18 protein-coding genes are annotated in these 17,893 nt (G+C 72.6%); 4 read left to right on the top strand and 14 right to left on the bottom strand.

The features are described 5' to 3' along the window. Window positions 1-128 (bottom strand): acyl-CoA dehydrogenase family protein (locus ACIGXE_RS27645; RefSeq protein WP_399751754.1); only part of this gene is annotated, 128 nt, incomplete at its 3' end. Between the two features lie 132 nt (window positions 129-260). On the opposite strand from ACIGXE_RS27645, the gene ACIGXE_RS27650 reads away from it, so the two are divergent. After that, complete coding sequence (locus tag ACIGXE_RS27650; protein ID WP_399751585.1) at window positions 261-1,598, top strand: UDP-glucose dehydrogenase family protein; 1,338 nt, start codon at window positions 261-263, stop codon at window positions 1,596-1,598. A 103-nt stretch (window positions 1,599-1,701) separates the two neighbouring features. Here ACIGXE_RS27650 and ACIGXE_RS27655 read toward each other — a convergent pair whose 3' ends face one another. The 4 genes from ACIGXE_RS27655 to ACIGXE_RS27670 form a co-directional block, all read right to left on the bottom strand. After that, the gene (locus ACIGXE_RS27655; protein WP_399751586.1) at window positions 1,702-2,634 is read right to left on the bottom strand and encodes a membrane dipeptidase; all 933 of its coding nucleotides are present in this window, start codon (window positions 2,632-2,634) and stop codon (window positions 1,702-1,704) included. Window positions 2,635-2,809: 175 nt separating this feature from the next. After that, window positions 2,810-4,006 (bottom strand): dipeptidase, encoded by a 1,197-nt coding sequence (locus tag ACIGXE_RS27660; protein ID WP_399751587.1) that lies wholly within the window; start codon window positions 4,004-4,006, stop codon window positions 2,810-2,812. After that, window positions 4,003-4,500: a 5-(carboxyamino)imidazole ribonucleotide mutase gene (purE, locus tag ACIGXE_RS27665; protein ID WP_399751755.1), complete on the bottom strand. Its 498-nt coding sequence runs from the start codon at window positions 4,498-4,500 to the stop codon at window positions 4,003-4,005. The genes ACIGXE_RS27660 and purE overlap by 4 nt, the downstream gene beginning before the upstream one ends. 34 nt (window positions 4,501-4,534) lie before the next feature. Beyond that, a complete protein-coding gene (locus tag ACIGXE_RS27670) occupies window positions 4,535-5,674 on the bottom strand; it encodes a 5-(carboxyamino)imidazole ribonucleotide synthase (RefSeq protein ID WP_399751588.1) in 1,140 nt (379 codons plus the stop codon). A 197-nt stretch (window positions 5,675-5,871) separates the two neighbouring features. On the opposite strand from ACIGXE_RS27670, the gene ACIGXE_RS27675 reads away from it, so the two are divergent. Further along, window positions 5,872-6,387, top strand: coding sequence for a GtrA family protein (locus tag ACIGXE_RS27675; RefSeq protein ID WP_399751589.1), 516 nt, complete (start codon window positions 5,872-5,874; stop codon window positions 6,385-6,387). Window positions 6,388-6,466: 79 nt separating this feature from the next. Here the strand turns inward: ACIGXE_RS27675 and ACIGXE_RS27680 are convergent, their stop codons facing one another. Both ACIGXE_RS27680 and ACIGXE_RS27685 read right to left on the bottom strand, forming a co-directional pair. After that, window positions 6,467-7,738 carry an ATP-binding protein gene (locus ACIGXE_RS27680; protein ID WP_399751590.1) on the bottom strand — a complete coding sequence of 424 codons (1,272 nt, stop codon included), beginning with the start codon at window positions 7,736-7,738 and terminating at the stop codon, window positions 6,467-6,469. Window positions 7,739-7,751: 13 nt separating this feature from the next. After that, window positions 7,752-8,429, bottom strand: coding sequence for a response regulator transcription factor (locus ACIGXE_RS27685; protein ID WP_365350689.1), 678 nt, complete (start codon window positions 8,427-8,429; stop codon window positions 7,752-7,754). A 425-nt stretch (window positions 8,430-8,854) separates the two neighbouring features. On the opposite strand from ACIGXE_RS27685, the gene ACIGXE_RS27690 reads away from it, so the two are divergent. Beyond that, window positions 8,855-10,375 (top strand): peptide MFS transporter, encoded by a 1,521-nt coding sequence (locus ACIGXE_RS27690; protein WP_399751591.1) that lies wholly within the window; start codon window positions 8,855-8,857, stop codon window positions 10,373-10,375. A gap of 73 nt (window positions 10,376-10,448) precedes the next feature. On the opposite strand, the gene ACIGXE_RS27695 is transcribed toward ACIGXE_RS27690, so the two are convergent. The 6 genes from ACIGXE_RS27695 to ACIGXE_RS27720 form a co-directional block, all read right to left on the bottom strand. Then, complete coding sequence (locus ACIGXE_RS27695; protein ID WP_399751756.1) at window positions 10,449-11,825, bottom strand: hypothetical protein; 1,377 nt, start codon at window positions 11,823-11,825, stop codon at window positions 10,449-10,451. Window positions 11,826-11,872: 47 nt separating this feature from the next. After that, complete coding sequence (locus ACIGXE_RS27700) at window positions 11,873-12,919, bottom strand: hypothetical protein (RefSeq protein ID WP_399751592.1); 1,047 nt, start codon at window positions 12,917-12,919, stop codon at window positions 11,873-11,875. Further along, entirely contained in the window at window positions 12,916-13,836 is a 921-nt protein-coding gene (locus tag ACIGXE_RS27705; protein WP_399751593.1) for a hypothetical protein, read from the bottom strand. The genes ACIGXE_RS27700 and ACIGXE_RS27705 overlap by 4 nt, the downstream gene beginning before the upstream one ends. A 5-nt stretch (window positions 13,837-13,841) precedes the next feature. Continuing rightward, window positions 13,842-14,546, bottom strand: coding sequence for a peptidase (locus tag ACIGXE_RS27710; RefSeq protein ID WP_399751594.1), 705 nt, complete (start codon window positions 14,544-14,546; stop codon window positions 13,842-13,844). A 100-nt stretch (window positions 14,547-14,646) separates the two neighbouring features. Then, complete coding sequence (locus ACIGXE_RS27715) at window positions 14,647-15,078, bottom strand: ATP-binding protein (protein ID WP_399751595.1); 432 nt, start codon at window positions 15,076-15,078, stop codon at window positions 14,647-14,649. A gap of 88 nt (window positions 15,079-15,166) precedes the next feature. Beyond that, complete coding sequence (locus ACIGXE_RS27720; protein WP_399751596.1) at window positions 15,167-15,532, bottom strand: STAS domain-containing protein; 366 nt, start codon at window positions 15,530-15,532, stop codon at window positions 15,167-15,169. Between the two features lie 168 nt (window positions 15,533-15,700). On the opposite strand from ACIGXE_RS27720, the gene ACIGXE_RS27725 reads away from it, so the two are divergent. Continuing rightward, window positions 15,701-16,561, top strand: a complete 861-nt coding sequence (locus ACIGXE_RS27725; protein WP_399751597.1) for an RNA polymerase sigma factor SigF — start codon at window positions 15,701-15,703, stop codon at window positions 16,559-16,561. A 70-nt stretch (window positions 16,562-16,631) separates the two neighbouring features. Here ACIGXE_RS27725 and hutI read toward each other — a convergent pair whose 3' ends face one another. Further along, a complete protein-coding gene (hutI, locus tag ACIGXE_RS27730) occupies window positions 16,632-17,879 on the bottom strand; it encodes an imidazolonepropionase (protein WP_399751598.1) in 1,248 nt (415 codons plus the stop codon). Between the last annotated feature and the right edge of the window lie 14 nt (window positions 17,880-17,893).

Below are 17,893 nucleotides of genomic sequence, written 5' to 3' on the forward strand. Positions count from 1 at the left end.
CGGCCCTCCTCGTCGACCGCCGCGGCGAACGGCGTGATCTTCGCCTCCGCCAGCGCGCGGACCGTCTCCCGGAGCATCTCGTGCTCCTCGGACAGTCGATACAGGTCGAAATCGGCAGAACCCGCCACGCTCATTCACTCCCACGCTTGCTAACTACCGTTAAGTAACCCAAATGGTAGGGCGTGACCGGGCCCCGATCCAGGCCCCGACTATGCTCGGGCAGGCATTCCGCCCGACCTCGACTCCTCACTGGAGACCGCATGGCCCTGAAGATCACCGTGATCGGCACCGGCTACCTCGGCGCCACGCACGCCGCGGCCATGGCGGAACTGGGCTTCGAGGTGCTGGGGCTCGACGTCGTGCCCGAGAAGATCGAGATGCTCTCCGGCGGACGCGTCCCCATGTACGAGCCGGGCCTGGAGGAGCTGCTCGCACGGCACGTCGACGGGATCGAGGGCTCCAGCGGCCGGCTGCGGTTCACGACCTCCTGGGAGGAGATCGGCGCCTTCGGCGACGTCCACTTCGTCTGCGTGAACACCCCGCAGAAGCACGGCGAGTACGCCTGCGACATGTCGTACGTCGACGCCGCCTTCGCCTCCCTCGCCGCGGTGGTACGGGAAGGGGCCCTGGTGGTCGGCAAGTCGACCGTGCCGGTCGGCTCGGCCGAGCGGCTCGCCGGTGTGCTGCCCGAGGGCGTGGAGCTGGCCTGGAACCCGGAGTTCCTGCGCGAGGGCTTCGCCGTGCAGGACACCCTGCGCCCGGACCGGATCGTCATCGGCGTCACCGAGGGAGCGGGCGGGGACCGGGCCGAGAAGCTGCTGCGCGAGGTGTACGCGGTGCCGGTGGCCGACGGCACGCCGTTCGTGGTGACCGACTACCCGACCGCCGAGCTGGTGAAGACCTCCGCCAACTCCTTCCTCGCTACGAAGATCTCCTTCATCAACGCGATGGCCGAGGTGTGCGAGGCCGCCGGCGGCGACGTCGCCAAGCTGGCGGAGGCGATCGGCCACGACGAGCGGATCGGCAACAAGTTCCTGCGGGCCGGCATCGGCTTCGGCGGCGGCTGCCTGCCCAAGGACATCCGCGCCTTCATGGCACGGGCCGGCGAACTGGGCGCCGACCAGGCGCTGACCTTCCTGCGCGAGATCGACTCCATCAACATGCGGCGCCGGGCGTCCATGGTCGAGATGGCACGCGAGGCGCTGGGCGGCGGCTTCCTCGGCAAGCGGGTGGCCGTCCTCGGCGCGACCTTCAAGCCGGACTCGGACGACGTCCGCGACTCGCCCGCGCTGAACGTGGCCGGGCAGATCCACCTGCAGGGCGGCCAGGTCACCGTCTACGACCCCAAGGGCATGGACAACGCCCGCCGGCTCTTCCCGACCCTCGGCTACGCGGAGACGGCCCTCGACGCGGTGCGGGGCGCGGACGTGGTGCTCCACCTGACCGAGTGGCGCGAGTTCCGCGACGCGCTCGACCCCGCGGAGCTGGCCCTCGTGGTCTCCTCCCCCGTCATCCTCGACGGCCGCAACGCCCTCGACCCGGCCCGCTGGCGCGAGGCCGGCTGGACCTACCGCGCGATGGGCCGCCCGCAGGCCTGACCCGCCCCCGTACGCCCCGGGGCCCGGCCCGTACCCCGAAGGTACGAGCCGGGCCCCGCGCCGTTCCGGCCAGGGCCTCTCCGGCCCTGCTCCGCCCTACCGGCTAGGCGGCCCTCGGACGGGACGCCCGCGCCCGGAACTCGGCCTCCCGCAGCACGCGCGTGGCGTTGCCGTGGGCGAGGCCGACCAGGTCCGGGGTCGGCCAGTCCCGGCGCAGCAGCTCCGCGAAGAGCGGGACGTACCCGGCGCCGGGGTCCGTGGTGTGGGCGAGACCGACGGACCGGGGGCCCGCGAGGGTGCGGATCCGGTCCAGGGCGTCGGCCGCGGCGGCCGGGTCCGGGCCGACCGGGACCATGCACACCGCGCCCTTCTCGCCGAGCAGGCGCAGGACGTCGTCCGCCGTGCCCGCCGGCTCCGCGCGGGTGAGCAGGACCGGGGCCCGGCTCACCGCGAGGGCCTGCCGGACCGTGTCGGGGTCGGCGCCCGCGAGGTCCACGGCCAGGCCGAGGCGGTTCATCTCGCGCACCGCCTCGCGGGCGAAGCGGTCGTAGCGGGTGAGGTTGACCGCCCGTACGCCGAGCGCGTGGTACGCCCGGAGGGTGGCGGGCGAGCCGCCGACGGCCGACCAGCTCACCGTGCCGAGGACGACGGCGACCCGGCCGCAGTTGCGGGCGTGCTCCATCTCCGAGGTGGTCGTGGCGAGGCGCAGGTCCTCGGGGCAGGCGGCCACGAGCGCCCGGACGTCGTCGATCCGGCGCAGGGTGCCGAGGACGCCCTCGTCGGCGTCCACGCGCAGCGACCAGAGCTGGGCTCCCGTCTCCGGCGCCCGGGCCGGCGGAAGGTCCTCCGGGTCCGGGTCGATCACCTGGGGCGGTTCCGTGTGCCCCTCGACCACCGGCTGCGCCGCGAGCAGGGCGCGCGCACGCGCCGACTCGTCGAGGGGCCGGGGATGTCCGGGGGGATCGAGGTCGCCCGCGGACGCGACGCGGGCGGCGCTGAAGGGCGTGGTGGTGGGATCGTCGAGCAGATCTGCCATGGGTGACTCACTCCGTACTCCTGAGGCAGTACGGCCACCGTGCCACCGCGCCCCGCGCCGGGCGCGGTGGACTGGGCCGTCCGGGGGACGGGCCGCGTCGACGCGCCGGACGGCACGACGAGGGGCCCGCCGCCGGCGGGCCCCTCATGACGTTCCGTCAACTCCCTGCGAATGCCTAGGAGGTGAACGATTCGATCGTCGCGACCGACGGCCCCCGCAGGGCCCGCTGCTCGCGCGCGACCGCCTCCGCGTCCCGCAGCACGCGGACCGCGTTGGACCAGGTCAGCTTCGCCAGGTCGGCGCGCGACCAGCCGCGGACCAGGAGCTCCGCGATCAGGTTCGGATAGCCGGCGACGTCGTCCAGGCCGTCCGGGGTGAACGCGGTGCCGTCGTAGTCGCCGCCGATGCCGATGTGGTCGATGCCCGCGACCTCGCGCATGTGGTCGAGGTGGTCGGCGACCGTGACCGCCGTCGCGATCGGACGCGGGTGCTCCGCCTCGAAGGCCCGGTGGATCGCCATCGCCTCGGGGGTGGTGGCGAGGTGGTGCAGGCCGTGGGCGCGCAGGTTGTCGTCGGCGCGGGCCGTCCAGTCGACGGCTTCCGGCAGGATGAACTTCGGCACGAAGGTGGCCATCGCCACGCCGCCGTTGGCCGGCAGCCGCTCCAGGACGTCGTCCGGGACGTTGCGCGGATGGTCGCAGACCGCGCGGGCCGAGGAGTGCGAGAAGACCACCGGCGCGGCCGTGGCGTCCAGCGCGTCCCGCATGGTCGTCGCGGCGACGTGCGAGAGGTCGACCAGCATGCCGCAGCGGTTCATCTCCCGGACGACCTCGCGGCCGAAGGCGGTCAGGCCGCCGTGCCGGGGCTCGTCGGTGGCCGAGTCCGCCCAGTCGTTGTTCTCGTTGTGGGTGAGCGTCATGTAGCGCACGCCCAGGGTGTGCAGGGCACGCAGGGTGGCGAGGGAGTTGTCGATCGAGTGGCCGCCCTCGGCGCCCTTGAGGGAGGCGATCCGGCCCTCCGCGCGGGCCGCCTCCATGTCGTCGGCGGTCAGCGCCGGCGCGAGGTCGGCCGCGTACCGCGTGAGCAGCTGGTCGACGACGTCGATCTGCTCCAGGGTGGCGCTCACCGCGTGGTCGCCGGCCAGCCGGCCGGGCACGTACACCGACCAGAACTGGGCGCCCACGCCGCCGGCCCGCAGCCGGGCGAGGTCGGTGTGGAGCGCGCCGCGCTGGTCGCCCGCGATGTCGAGCTTGTCGAGGTCGTAGCCGCAGTGCTCGCGCAGCGCCCAGGGCAGGTCGTTGTGGCCGTCGACGACGGGGGCGGAGGCGAGGAGCTCCCGGGCCTCCGCCAGGCGGTCGGCCGCCGTGCTCACTGGGCGAACCCGAAGGATCCCGAGCCCTCGACCTTCTGGCGCAGCCGCTTGCCCTTCTCCGTGGCCTGGTCGTTGAGCTCCTGCTGGAACTCCTTCATCCGGCCGAGCAGCTCCGGGTCGTGCGCGGCGAGGACGCGGGCCGCGAGCAGGCCCGCGTTGCGGGCGCCGGCGACCGAGACGGTGGCGACGGGCACGCCGGCCGGCATCTGCACGATCGAGAGCAGCGAGTCCATGCCGTCGAGGTACTTCAGCGGCACCGGCACGCCGATGACCGGCAGCGGGGTGACCGAGGCGAGCATGCCCGGCAGGTGGGCGGCGCCGCCGGCGCCCGCGATGATCGCCTTGAGACCGCGGTCGGCGGCCTCCTCGCCGTACGCGATCATCTCGCGCGGCATGCGGTGCGCGGAGAGGACGTTGACCTCGTACGGGATCTCGAACTCGTCCAGGGCCTGGGCCGCGGCCTCCATGACGGTCCAGTCCGAGTCGGACCCCATCGCGATGCCGACGAGCGGGCTCGCAGCGGTCGGGTTACTCAACGATCGTCCCTCGCAGGTAGTCGGCGGCGTGACGGGCGCGCTCCAGCACGTCGTCCAGGTCGTCGCCGTAGGTGTTGACGTGGCCCACCTTGCGGCCGGGCTTCACGTCCTTGCCGTACATGTGGATCTTGAGCTGCGGGTCGCGGGCCATGCAGTGCAGGTACGCCTGGTACATGTCCGGGAAGTCGCCTCCCAGAACATTGCACATCACGGTCCACTTCGCGCGCGGGCGCGGATCGCCGAGCGGAAGGTCCAGAACGGCCCGGACGTGGTTGGCGAACTGCGAGGTGACCGCACCGTCCTGGGTCCAGTGACCGGAGTTGTGCGGGCGCATGGCGAGCTCGTTGACGAGGATCCGGCCGTCGCGGGTCTCGAAGAGCTCCACGGCCAGGTGGCCGACGACGTCGAGCTCCTTGGCGATCCGCAGGGCCAGCTCCTGCGCCTGGCCGGCCAGCTCGTCGGACAGCTCGGGCGCGGGGGCGATCACGGTGTCGCAGACCCCGTCGACCTGCCGCGACTCCACCACCGGGTAGGCGACGGCCTGGCCGTGCGGGGAGCGCACGATGTTCGCGGCGAGCTCGCGCGCGAAGTCGACCTTCTCCTCGGCGAGCACCGCCACGCCGGCCTTGAAGGCGTCGTGGGCGTCCGCCTCCGAGCGCACGAACCAGACACCCTTGCCGTCGTAGCCGCCGCGCACGGTCTTGAGGATGATCGGGAAGCCGCCGACCTCGGCGGCGAAGACCGCCGCGTCGGCCGGGTCGGCCACGATGCGGTGCCGCGGGCTGGGCGCGCCGATCTCGTCGAGCCTCGCCCGCATCACCCCCTTGTCCTGGGCGTGCGCGAGGGCCCCGCGGCCGGGACGGACGACGACGCCGTCCGCCTCCAGGACCGCCAGGTGCTCCGCGGGCACGTGCTCGTGATCGAAGGTGATCACGTCGCAGCCGCGCGCGAAGTCACGCAGCGTGTCCAGGTCGCGATAGTCGCCGATGACGACGTCGCTGACCACCTGGGCCGCCGAGTCCTGCGGGGTGTCACTGAGGAGCTTGAACTTGATGCCGAGGGGGATGCCCGCCTCGTGGGTCATACGGGCGAGCTGACCGCCACCGACCATGCCGACTACCGGGAACGTCACCCTCTTAGGGTATCCGCACAAGTGGCGGAGCCTCGTCCGGCTGTGTCTTGTCACAGTCGGGGTGGGCTCGCACACGGATCGCACACGGATCGGCGCCAACACAGGCGAGTGACAGACGCGGTGGTTAGCATGGCTTGGTTGACGCCGTCCGGGCGTCGGCGGAACACCTCCGAAACGGACGGGGCAGACCCATCACCATGAGTGAACCCGGCGCGCTGCGCATGCGAGTGGACCGGCTCGTCCGCGAGGTCGCCAAGTTCGGCGTGGTCGGCGGACTCGGCGTCCTGGTGAATCTGCTCGTCTTCAACCTGGTGCGCCACGTCACCGAACTTCCGGTGGTGCGCGCCAGCATCATCGCCACCGTCGTGGCGATCCTCTTCAACTACGTGGGGTTCCGCTACTTCACGTACCGCGACCGCGACAAGTCGGGCCGCACCAAGGAACTGGTCCTGTTCCTGCTGTTCAGCGTCGTCGGCATGGTGATCGAGAACGGCGTGCTCTACGCGGCGACGTACGGCTTCGGCTGGGACACCCCGCTGCAGAGCAACTTCTTCAAGTTCTTCGGCATCGGCGTCGCGACCCTGTTCCGCTTCTGGTCGTACCGCACCTGGGTCTTCCGGGCGCTGCCCGCGAAGGAGGCGGTGCAGACCGCGGAGTCCTTCCTGGAGCAGGCCCCCCGCCAGGCCAGCCGCCGCCAGCCCGACCGGGTCTGAGACCGGGGCCGACGCGCGGTCCGGGACCGGCTCCGGGAGCGGGTCCGGGACGGGCCCCCCGGGGCTGTTTCCCGTGGGCCTAGCGGACCGGGCGCTCCGGCTCCGGCTCCGTGCGGCTCCTGACCTCGCGCCCCAGGAACAGCGCGAACACCGGCGGCTGCTGCTGGAGCAGCTCCAGACGCCCGCCGTCCGCCTCCGCGAGGTCCCGCGCGACCGCCAGGCCGATGCCCGTGGAGCTGCGGCCGCTGACCGCCCGCTCGAAGATCCGCGCCCCCAGGTCGGCGGGCACGCCCGGGCCCTCGTCGGTGACCTCGATCACGGACTGGTTGCCGGTGACCCGGGTGCGCAGCGCGACCGTGCCCCCGCCGTGCATGAGCGAGTTCTCGATCAGGGCCGCCAGGACCTGGGCGACCGCGCCCGGGGTGCCGACGGCCCGCATCCCCTGCTTGCCGGAGTGCACGATGGCCCGGCCCGCGCTGCGGTAGGCCGGCCGCCACTCCTCGATCTGCTGCTTGATGACCTCGTCCAGGTCGAAGGCGACGGCGGAGCCCGTACGCGGGTCGCGGGCGTTGGTGAGCAGCCGCTCGACCACGTCGGTGAGCCGCTCGACCTGCGTGAGCGCGATCGTCGCCTCCTCCCTGACCGTCTCCAGGTCGCCGGCCACGGCGACCTCCTCCAGGCGCATGGAGAGGGCGGTGAGGGGCGTACGGAGCTGGTGGGAGGCGTCGGCGGCGAGCCGGCGCTCGGCGGTGAGCATCCGCGCGATCCGCTCGGCGGAGGCGTCCAGCACGTCCGCGACCCGGTCGAGCTCGGGGACCCCGTACCGCTTGTGCCGGGGGCGCGGGTCACCGGAGCCGAGCCGCTCGGCGGTCTCGGCCAGATCGGTCAGCGGCGAGGACAGCTTGTTCGCCGCCCGTACGGCGAGCAGCACGGCGGCCACCACGCACAGCAGCGCCACCGTGGCGATGATCAGCAGGGTGCGTCCCACCTCGGCCATCACGACCGAGCGGGCCTCCTCGACGATCACGCTCTCGCCGCGCTCGCCCTCGGCGAGGCCCCGGATGACGCTGCCGGAGGGGCGGGTGCCGATCTCGATCGGGTCGCGGCCGGGGATCAGCACCCGCGCGTACCGCTTGGCGCCGCTCTGGTCGGCCAGGATCGCCGGGTTGACCGGCTCGCCCCCGATCAGCCGGCTGTCCACGATGGACACGATCCGCAGCGCCTCCGAATCCACGCTCTCCTGGGCGCTGCTGGAGGCCGTGCGGGTCTCGACGATCACCAGCGAACCGCCGAAGACGGCGATGACGACGAGCACCACGGCGAGCGTGGAGTTGATCAGGCGGCGACGCACGAAGGACCGGACCCTAGCTCTTCTCGAAGCGGAAGCCGACGCCCCGGACCGTGGCGATGTAGCGCGGGTTGGCCGCGTCGTCGCCGAGCTTCTTGCGGAGCCAGGAGATGTGCATGTCGAGGGTCTTGGTGGAGGACCACCAGGTGGTGTCCCAGACCTCGCGCATCAGCTGGTCGCGGGTGACCACCCGGCCCGCGTCCCGGACCAGGACCCGGAGCAGGTCGAACTCCTTGGCGGTGAGCTGGAGCTCCTCGTCGCCCATCCAGGCGCGGTGCGACTCGACGTCGATCCGCACGCCGTGCGTGGTGGGCGCGGCGGCGGGCTCGGTGGCGCCGCGCCGCAGCAGGGCCCGGACGCGGGCGAGCAGCTCGGCGAGGCGGAAGGGCTTAGTCACGTAGTCGTCGGCGCCGGCGTCGAGGCCCACGACCGTGTCGACCTCGTCGGCGCGGGCGGTGAGCACCAGGATCGGCACCGTGTGACCGTCGGCGCGCAGCCGCCGGGCGACCTCCAGGCCGTCCATGCCGGGGAGGCCGAGGTCGAGCACGACCAGGTCGACCCCGCCCTGGAGGCCGGCGTCGAGGGCGGTCGGACCGTCCTCCCTGACCTCGACCTCGTACCCCTCCCGCCGCAGGGCGCGGGCCAGCGGTTCCGAGATGGAGGCGTCGTCCTCGGCGAGCAGTACACGGGTCATGAGGTGATGGTAGTCCGGACGGACGCGGGGCCGGAGCGTGATCCACAGGGCGGGGTCGGCGCCTCTGGATCTTGGCGCGTAACCTCTTCATGACCTTCGAAAGAGGGAAGTTGGTTCCGGCGACGCCTGTGATCCATCTCTCAAGTCCTTCCTAATCGGGCACTGTCGTGTCGTATGGTGTCGAGAGTTCTGTAGCGGTAATCGGGGACCTTTGGTCGTGTTGGTGCGCCAAGGGTCTCTTTTCTGCACAAGGCGGCCACGGCGGCCTTGGGAACAGTGAACGACCTGTGGGCCGGGTCCTACGGCGCGAGAAGGCGCCAGGGCGTGGATCCCGGAGGGGTGCGACCGCTCCCCGCCGGTGCCGGCCTCCCCCACCGGGCGCATCCCGCTCACAAAGCGCGCGTCCCGACAGAGCAAGGATCGACATGGCGTCCAGCCTGACGACGGCTTCCACCGGAATGCCCCGGTACCAGAAGACGTTTCTCGGCCACCCCCGCGGCCTGACCACCCTCTTCTTCACCGAGATGTGGGAGCGTTTCTCCTACTACGGCATGCGGGCCCTGCTGGTCTACTACCTGGTCTCCGGCGGCGTCGACGCCGCCAAGGGCAGCCAGGGTGGCGGTCTCGCCATGACGGCGGCCACGGCCACGGCCATCTACTCCGTGTACGTGTCGATGGTCTACCTCATGGCCATGCCCGGCGGCTGGTTCGGCGACCGTGTCTGGGGCGCCCGCAAGACCGTCGCCATCGCCGGCTTCGTGATCATGGCCGGTCACATCTCGCTGGCCCTGCCCGGCCAGGCGATGTTCTTCGTGGGCCTGGCGCTCGTCGCCGTCGGCTCCGGCCTGCTCAAGGCCAACATCTCGACGATGGTCGGTCACCTCTACAACGGCCCGGACGACCCGCGCCGTGACGGTGGCTTCACGCTCTTCTACATCGGCATCAACCTCGGCGCCTTCGTCGCCCCGCTGCTCATCGGCACGATCGGCAAGGAAGTCAGCTGGCACCTCGGCTTCGCCCTCGCCGCGGTCGGCATGGGCCTGGGTCTCGCCGTCTTCCTGGCCTTCGGCAAGAGCCTCAACCCGAAGAGCAGCGAGGTCCCGAACCCGCTGAGCCCGGCGGAGCGCAAGGGCATCCTGGTCAAGGTCTGCCTGGTCCTGGTCCTCGCCGCCGTCTTCTACGGCGCCGTCGTCGCCCTGGGCATGTACACCCTCAACTGGGCCCTGGTGCCGCTCACCCTCGCCGGCCTGATCATCCCGATCGCCGTCCTCGCCCGCATCAAGCGCGACAAGGACCTCGACCGGTCCGAGCAGTCCCGGGTGACCGGCTACATCTGGTTCTTCGTGGCCGCCGCCGTCTTCTGGATGATCTACGACCAGGGTGGCTCGACCCTGTCGCTCTTCGCCGACGACAAGACCGCCGACACGGTCTTCGGCCTCGGCTTCTCCGCCACCTGGTACCAGTCCCTGAACCCGCTGTTCGTCATGGCGCTGGCCCCGGTCTTCGCCTGGCTGTGGCTGTGGCTGGCCCGCAAGAACCAGGAGCCGAACACCATCGTGAAGTTCGCGATGGGCATCGTCCTGGTCGGCATCTCCTTCTTCGTCTTCATCGTCCCGATGAACATGGCGGGCGACGGCACCAAGGTCTCCCCGATGTGGCTCGTCTCGATCTACATGATCCAGACCATCGGTGAGCTGTGCCTGTCTCCTGTCGGCCTGTCCGTCACCACGAAGATGGCGCCGAAGAAGTACGCCTCCCAGATGATGGGCGTCTGGTTCCTCGCCGTCACCGCCGGTGACTGCACCACGGGTCTGCTCTCCATCGCGGGCGTGGACCTCAACGGGACCGGGATCATCGCCCTGCAGGCGGCGCTGGCCGTCGTCGCCGGATTCGCGATCTACATGTACCGCAAGAAGGTCCAGGCGCTCATGGGCAGCGTCCACTGACCTCGTAGGTCCCGTACGGAGGGCCGTCGCACCGGACTCGGTGCGGCGGCCCTCCGCCGTTTCCCGGGTGGCGTCAGCGGCGCAGCCGGGCCCACGGGGTGAAGGTGAACACCGCGCCGCCGAGCAGGATCGCCGTGCCCGCGACCAGGGCGAGGGCGCGCAGGGCGCCGTCGTCCCCGGCCCCGGTCCGGGGCAGCTCGCCGCCGGAGCCCCCGGCACCGCCCGAGGGGCTGCCGCCGCCTCCGGAGGCGCCGCCGGCCTGCTTCTCGGTGTCGAGGGTCAGCGAGGCCTGCGCCGAGCCCTTGACCTCGCAGGGGATCACGATGGGCGAGCCGCCGAGCGAGACGCTGATGGTCAGCTTCCCGGGGCTCAGCGTGGCCTTGCCGCTCGCCCCCGGCGTGTAGGTGCCGGTCATGTCGGTCAGGTCGACCGGCTTGCCCGCCTCCAGGGGAGCCGGGTTGGGGGCGCCGGTGACCGTGACCGTGCCGCTGTCGGCGCCGCCGATCCGCACGGCCATGGACGGCTTGAGGGCGCCCTTGGGCAGGGCGGCCGGGCTGTTCATGACGCCCTTGGCGGTCTTGACGGTGAGGGCGTAGGAACCGCCGCTCTTCCTGGCGTTGACGGTCACCTTGGAGGTGATCGACGCCGGGCCGGGCGGCTGGCAGGCGAAGCTCACCGCGACCTCCTTGCCGGGGAAGTCGGTCTGTCCGCCGCCACCGCCGGAGGTGCCGCCGGAGGTGGTGGAGCCGCCGGAGGTGGTGGACCCGCCGGAGGTGGTGGACCCGCCCGAGGTGGTGGACCCGCCCGAGGTCGTGGACCCGCCCGAGGTCGTGGACCCGCCGGAGGTGGTCGTACCGCCCGACGTGGTGGTCGTACCGCCGGACGAGCTGCCGCCCGAGGTGGTCGTGGAGCCGCCGGACGTGGTGGTGCCGCCGGAGGAGCCTCCGCCGGCCGTCACCTTGATCGTGGCGCCGACCGCGACCGTCTCCTTCGGGGAGCACTTGGTGTCCGTCGACATCGGCTTGGAGACGTTGATCGTGTACTTGTCGGGCGTCAGCGTGATGTCGCCCGCCTTGTCCAGCTTCAGCCTGCCCTTCATGTCCGGCAGGACCATCGGGCTGTTCTTCTTGATCGGCGGATTCTGCCGCGGTCCCTCCATCGCCAGGGTGCCGGTCGCCGCTCCGCCGATCTTGACGACGCCGGTCGGCTTCACCGTGTCCTTGTCCAGATCGAGGATGTCGGGGTTCTTGGAGGCGGCCTCGACCGTCTTCCAGACCACCTCCACCTCGTCGCCGACCTTGGCCTCGGCGGGTGCGACGATCTGCACCTTGGTGGTGCCCTGCACCGGCGGGAGGCCGGAGATGGAGGGCGGGATGCACTCGGTCTTGTACGCGACCTCCGCCGCCATGGCGGGGCCGGCGGCCAGCAGGATCCCCGCGCCGCCGAGCATCAGGGCGACGCCCGCCGCGCTGATCCTCCGTGTCGTGCGTGTCGGGCTCACGACTGTCCCTTCGTCGTCGGACTGTTCTCTGACGGTGCGGAGTCGGGGGTGAACCACGGCAGGACCGCCGTCGGTTCGTCGCCGGCGGTGGCCGCCGGTACGGATACGGGGCCGGGCCCGCGGCCCGCGGGGCGCGGCCGACGGGGACGGGGGTGGCCCGGCCGGGGCCGTTGGCGGCCCGGCGGGCGGACCCGGTCGACGATCGCCATGCCGACGCGGAACAGGGCGGCCGGGACGACGACCGCGAGCAGCAGCCAGAACAGGGTCACTCCCCAGGGGCGTCCGACGCCCCAGGGCTGCTCGACGATCACCTGGCCGCCGTACCGCACGGACACCTGGTAGTCGCCGTGGGCGCCCGCGGTCAGCTCGACGGGCAGCTTCACCAGGGCCTTGCGGCCGGGCTCGATGGTGCCGCGCCACTGCCGTTCCTCGTACCGCGGCGCGAACACGCCGTGGCTGGTGCCGATGTCGAAGACGGGGTCCTTGACCGCGGTCTGGCCCAGGTTGCCGAGGGTCACCACGACCTCGCGGCGGGCCGGTGCGCCGAACCACACCAGCACGCCGTCGGAGCCTTCGAGCCGGGCGGAGGTGAGCACGCGCAGCGAGCCGGGCCCCGAGGACTCGGGCAGGGGGGCGGTCGGGTGCCCGGCGACCGTGAACACGACGTCGACCACGTCCTGTTGGCCCGTGACGCCGGCGACGTGGACCACACAGGGGCAGGGGGTGGGCGGTTCGGCGACCGGCAGCTTCTGGCTGAAGGCGCCCTTGGCGTCGACGGTGGCGGCGCGGCCGTCGGTGTTGGCGCAGGAGTTGGTGCCGCCGATGACGCCTCTGTCGGGTGTGGCCCGGCCGCAGACCAGCAGCATGAGCAGGGCGCCGGGCTTCCAGCCGGAGCCGCTGACGGTGATCTCACCGCCCTTGCCGCCCTCGCTCTTCGAGAGCGCGACCCCGGGCCGCTCGGCCGCGGTGGCGCCGGTGGCCGGCAGCAGGGCGAGCAGCAGCGCGGTGAGCAGCGCGCCCGCGGCCGTACGCAGGTACGTCATCGTCTCCTCCGTATCGCGTACGTGGCCGCGCCCGCCGCCGCCAGGAGGGCGGCCGCCAGGGCACCGACGCCCACGGGCGAGGCGAAGGAGGCGTCCGCGCGGGCGCTCGCGGGCGCCGCGCCGGGAGCGCCGGCCGTGAGGTGGACGGTGACCGAGTCGAGCGCGGGCGGGTCGGGCCAGGGTTCGGTGCGGGTGGCGCGCTCGCCGGGGCGGAGGACGAGCGGGAGGGGGTGTTCGGGGCGGTCGAGGACGGTGCCGAGCAGGCCCTCGGCGCGCACGGCGAGGCGCGGGGCGAGGACCGTGTTGCCGCGGTTGACCAGGGTGTAGCGCAGCGTGCCGGAGGGTTCGACGCGGACGTCCTCGACGGTGAGCGCGGCGAGCCGCGGCCCGCTGACCCGCAGATGCAGCGGGACGACCGCCTCCCGGCCGGCGGCGCCGGCCCGCACGGATCCCTGGTGGTCCCCGGGCGGGGTGTCGGCGGTCACGGTGACGGCGAACGGCACGTCCGCCCGTGTCCTGGCGGGCACGGTGACGGTCCGCGCGGCGAACGCGACGGGCGCGCCGTCCGCGCTGAGCCGCACGGTGAGCGGCTCGGCCCCGGCGTTGGTCACGGACAGGGTGTCCTGCAGCACGCTGCCGGCGGCCCCCTCCAGATACACGTACGGCCGCCCGGCGGCGGGCGCCGCGCTCCAGCCGGCGCCGGGGACGGGAGCGGTACGGGCCACGGCCTCGACCGCGGCCGTACGCCCCCCGGCCGGCATCGGAGCCGTACGCCCCACGGCCGGCGGCGGACCCGTACGCGCCACGGCGGCCACCGGTGCCACGCGTTCCGCCGCCGCGGCGGAGGCCGGCCCGGGCACGGCCGTGCCGGCCGTGCCGGCCGCCGCGAGCAGGGTGGCGGCCGCGGCCCGTGCCACCCGCATCAGCGTGCCGTGTGCCGTGCGGTGCGCCGGGTGAGCCACAGCACCCCGGCCGCGCCGGTCAGCAGGACGGTGCCGCCGAGGGTGCCGAGCGCGGTCGCCGAGTCGAGCGGGCCGGTCCTGGGCAGTTCGCCGCCCGATCCCGTACCGCCCGAGGAGTCGTCGGAGCCGCCGGATCCGCCCGAGCCGCCCGCCGCCGTCACGTCCAGTTCGAGAGCGGGCCTGGGGCTGTTCGTGGGCTTGCAGACGGCCGCGTCCATGCCGAGCGCGTGGACCGTGAGCGTGCCGGCGGTGAAGGTGACCTTCCCGCTCTTCCTCGGCGTATAGGCGCCCGTCAACTGTCCTATCTTGATAGGGGTGTTGGCCGGGATGAGGGCGGCGTTCGGGACGCCCTTGACCTGGACCCGGCCGCTCTCGGCGCCGCCGAGGACGAGGTCGGCGCGCGGGGTCATGACGCCCTTGGGAAGGTCGACCGGGCTGTCGGAGACGCCCTTCTCGAAGGACATGGTGACGGTGTACGAGCCGCCGCTCCTGACGGCCTTGATGTCGACGGGCGAGACGGCGCTCTTGGGGCCGATCTTGGTCTCGCAGGCGTAGTTGACGTCGACGACCTCGGCCTGGGCGGTGGGCGCGGAGAGCAGGACGGCCGAGCCCGCCACCGCCACCGCCGCCGTGAGCGCACAGGCTGTTCTCCTCCGGTACGGCACCTCAAGCACCCCTCACCGCAAAATTACTGACGGTCTATCAGATTGGCCGTCAAGGTACGCCCGGGGCGTTGCGGAGGGAAGAGAGAGGGGTGTGAAAGTCCTACGCGGGTGCGGCCAGCTCGGCCCAGACCGTCTTGCCGGGGGCCCCGGGCACCCTGTCGATGCCCCAGGCGCGGCAGAGGCGCTGGACGATGAACATGCCGTGTCCGCCGGGCCGGCCGGCGCGGTGCGGGGTGCGCGGGGCGGGCTGACCCGCGCCGCGGTCGACGACCTCGAGGCGCAGCACCTCGTCGAGCCGCAGCACGCGCAGGCTCTCGGGACCCTCGGCGTGCAGGCAGGCGTTGGTGACGAGCTCGGAGACCACGAGCAGGACGTCCTCGGCGGCGGCGCGGCGGTCCGCGGTCGCGGCGGGCAGCCAGCCCCAGTCGTAGAGGGCCTGGCGGGTGAAGTCACGGGCGAGTGGAACGGTGCCACTGGCCGCTCCGAGGGCGAGGGTGCGGACCTCGGGCTCGCCGGAGGCGGTCTCCTTCAACGCTTCACCTCACCGATTCAACCGATTGACGAGTTCAGGACACGGGGCCGGGCCGGGGGCCGCGACACCGGGCGGACGGGGTGCGCGCTCAGCCGGGGAGGGCCGAGTCGAGCGAGTCATGGAGGGTGAAGACGGCGTCCGCTCCGGTGATCTCGAAGACCCGGGCCACCGGCGGCCGCATCGCCGCCAGATGGACTCCGCCGCCCGCGGCGTCCGCCTTCAGCCGGGCGCCGAGCAGAACGTTCAGTCCGGTGGAGTCGCAGAACTCGAGCCGTGAACAGTCGAGCACGAGGCGTGTCCGGCCTTCGTCGAGCGCGCGGTCGAGTGGCGCACGCAACAGTTCGGCGGTGTGGTGATCGAGCTCACCCACCAGGGTGAGCACCTCGCTCGCCCCGACGGTCCGGACCTCGACCCGGAACCGCCCGGCTGCGCTGCCGATGTGCTGGCGGTACATGCGTCGAACCATACAAGCGCACCGCCGTCTCCCGCACACAAGCTCCCTCCCAAAGGTTACAAACGGGACAATTGACACTTGCAACCATCGGGGTGGAACCGGTAGGGCTAGAAGGACACCTTCCACTTGGCCGGCTTTGGAGGCGCCGCAAACCGCAGCGAGACAACGATGGAGGAGACCATGTCCCCCCGGCTCGACGTTCCGGACCTGGCGGTCCCGGGCCTCGCGGAACTCCCGCGGATCCCGCCCGCCGACGAGATCGCGCCGCACGACGCGCGCGCACTGTCGAAGACCCTCTTCGCCCGCCTGGGCGACCTGGAGGAGGGCACCCACGAGTACGCGTACGTACGCAACACCCTGATCGAACTCAACCTGGCCCTGGTCAAGTTCGCCGCCTCACGGTTCCGCACCCGCAGCGAACCCATGGAGGACATCGTCCAGGTCGGCACCATCGGCCTGATCAAGGCGATCGACCGCTTCGAACTGGCCCGCGGCGTCGAGTTCCCCACCTTCGCGATGCCCACGATCATGGGCGAGATCAAGCGCTTCTTCCGCGACACCTCGTGGTCCGTGCACGTCCCGCGCAGGCTGCAGGAACTCCGCATCGACCTGGCCAAGGCCGGCGACGAACTCGCCCAGCGCCTGGACCGCGCCCCCACGGTCGACGAACTCGCCCGCGAACTGGGCATCGGGGCGGACGAGGTCGTCGAGGGCATGGCCGCGGCCAACGCGTACACCGCGAGCTCCCTCGACGCGCCGCCCGAGGAGCACGACACCGACGGCGCCACGCTCGCCGACCGGCTCGGCTACGAGGACCACGGCATCGAGGGCATCGAGTACATCGCGTCCCTGAAGCCGATGATCGCCTCGCTCCCGGCCCGGGAACGCCGCATCCTGTCGCTCCGCTTCACCGCGGGCCTCACCCAGTCGGAGATCGGCGAGGAGCTCGGCATCTCCCAGATGCACGTCTCGCGCCTCCTCTCGCGGACCCTCGCCCGGCTGCGCCGGGGCCTGACGCTCGACGAGTGACCTCCCGGGCGGGGCGCCCCGACGGCGCGCCCCGCCGGCGGCCCGCCCGCGCCCGGCCCGGCGAAGCGGGTCAGACCGTGCGCACGCCCGCGCGCCAGACCTCCGCCACCAGCGGCACGCCCGGCCGGTAGGCCAGGTGGACGTGGGACGGGGCGTCGAGGATCGCGAGGTCGGCGCGGGCGCCCACGGCCAGGCGGCCGACGTCGGTGCGCCGGAGGGCCGCCGCGCCGCCGGCCGTGGCCGCCCAGACCGCCTCGTCCGGGGTCATCCGCATGTCACGGACCGCGAGCGCGATGCAGAAGGGCACGGAGGACGTGAAGGAGGAGCCGGGGTTGCAGTCCGTGGACAGCGCCACGGTCACGCCCGCGTCGAGCAGCCGGCGCGCGTCCGGCCACTGCGCGCGCGTGGAGAACTCCGCGCCGGGAAGCAGCGTGGCGACCGTGTCGCCCGAGGCCAGGGCGTCCACGTCCGCGTCGGTCAGATGGGTGCAGTGGTCCGCGCTGGCCGCGTCCAGCTCCACGGCGAGCTGCACACCGGGGCCGTACGACAGCTGGTTGGCGTGCACCCGCGGGTGCAGGCCCTTCGCCTTGCCCGCGGTGAGGATCGCGCGGGCCTGGTCGCCGTCGAAGGCGCCCTTCTCGCAGAAGACGTCCACCCACCGCGCGTACGGGGCACAGGCGTCCAGCATCTCGCCGGTCACCAGGTCCACGTACGCGGCCGGGTCGTCGGCGTGCTCCGGGGACACGATGTGGGCGCCGAGGTACGTGACCTCTTCCGTGTGCTCGGCGGCGATGCGGAGCGCGCGGGCCTCGTCCTCGACCGTCAGGCCGTAGCCGGACTTGGTCTCGAAGGTCGTGGTGCCCTGGCGGAGGGCCTCCCGCATGAAGCGGGCGACGTTCGCGGAGAGTTCGGCGTCGGTCGCCGCGCGGGTGGCCGCGACGGTGGTGCGGATGCCGCCGGCCTGGTACGGCCGGCCGGACATCCGGGCGTTGAACTCCGCCGTGCGGTCGCCCGCGAAGACCAGGTGCGAGTGGGAGTCGACGAAGCCGGGGATCACCGCACGGCCCGCCGCGTCGACCCGGTTGTCAGTGGCGGGTGCTTTGCTCGACTCACCGACCCAGACGACCCGGTCGCCGTCGATGACGACGGCCGCGTCCTGGATCAGGCCCAGGGGGGTTCCATCACCGAGGGAGGGATCGTTGGTGACGAGGCTGGCGATGTTGACGATGGCCGTGGCGGTGGTCGCCACGGCGCTGTTCGCGCTCGTGGGCGCGGAGGTCGGCGCCGGGCTGTTCGTCGCCGCGGGGCTCGTTTCCATGATGAGAGGTGTCT

The organism is Streptomyces sp. NPDC053431, assembly GCF_044544925.1.
In the GTDB taxonomy this organism is placed as follows: domain Bacteria; phylum Actinomycetota; class Actinomycetes; order Streptomycetales; family Streptomycetaceae; genus Streptomyces.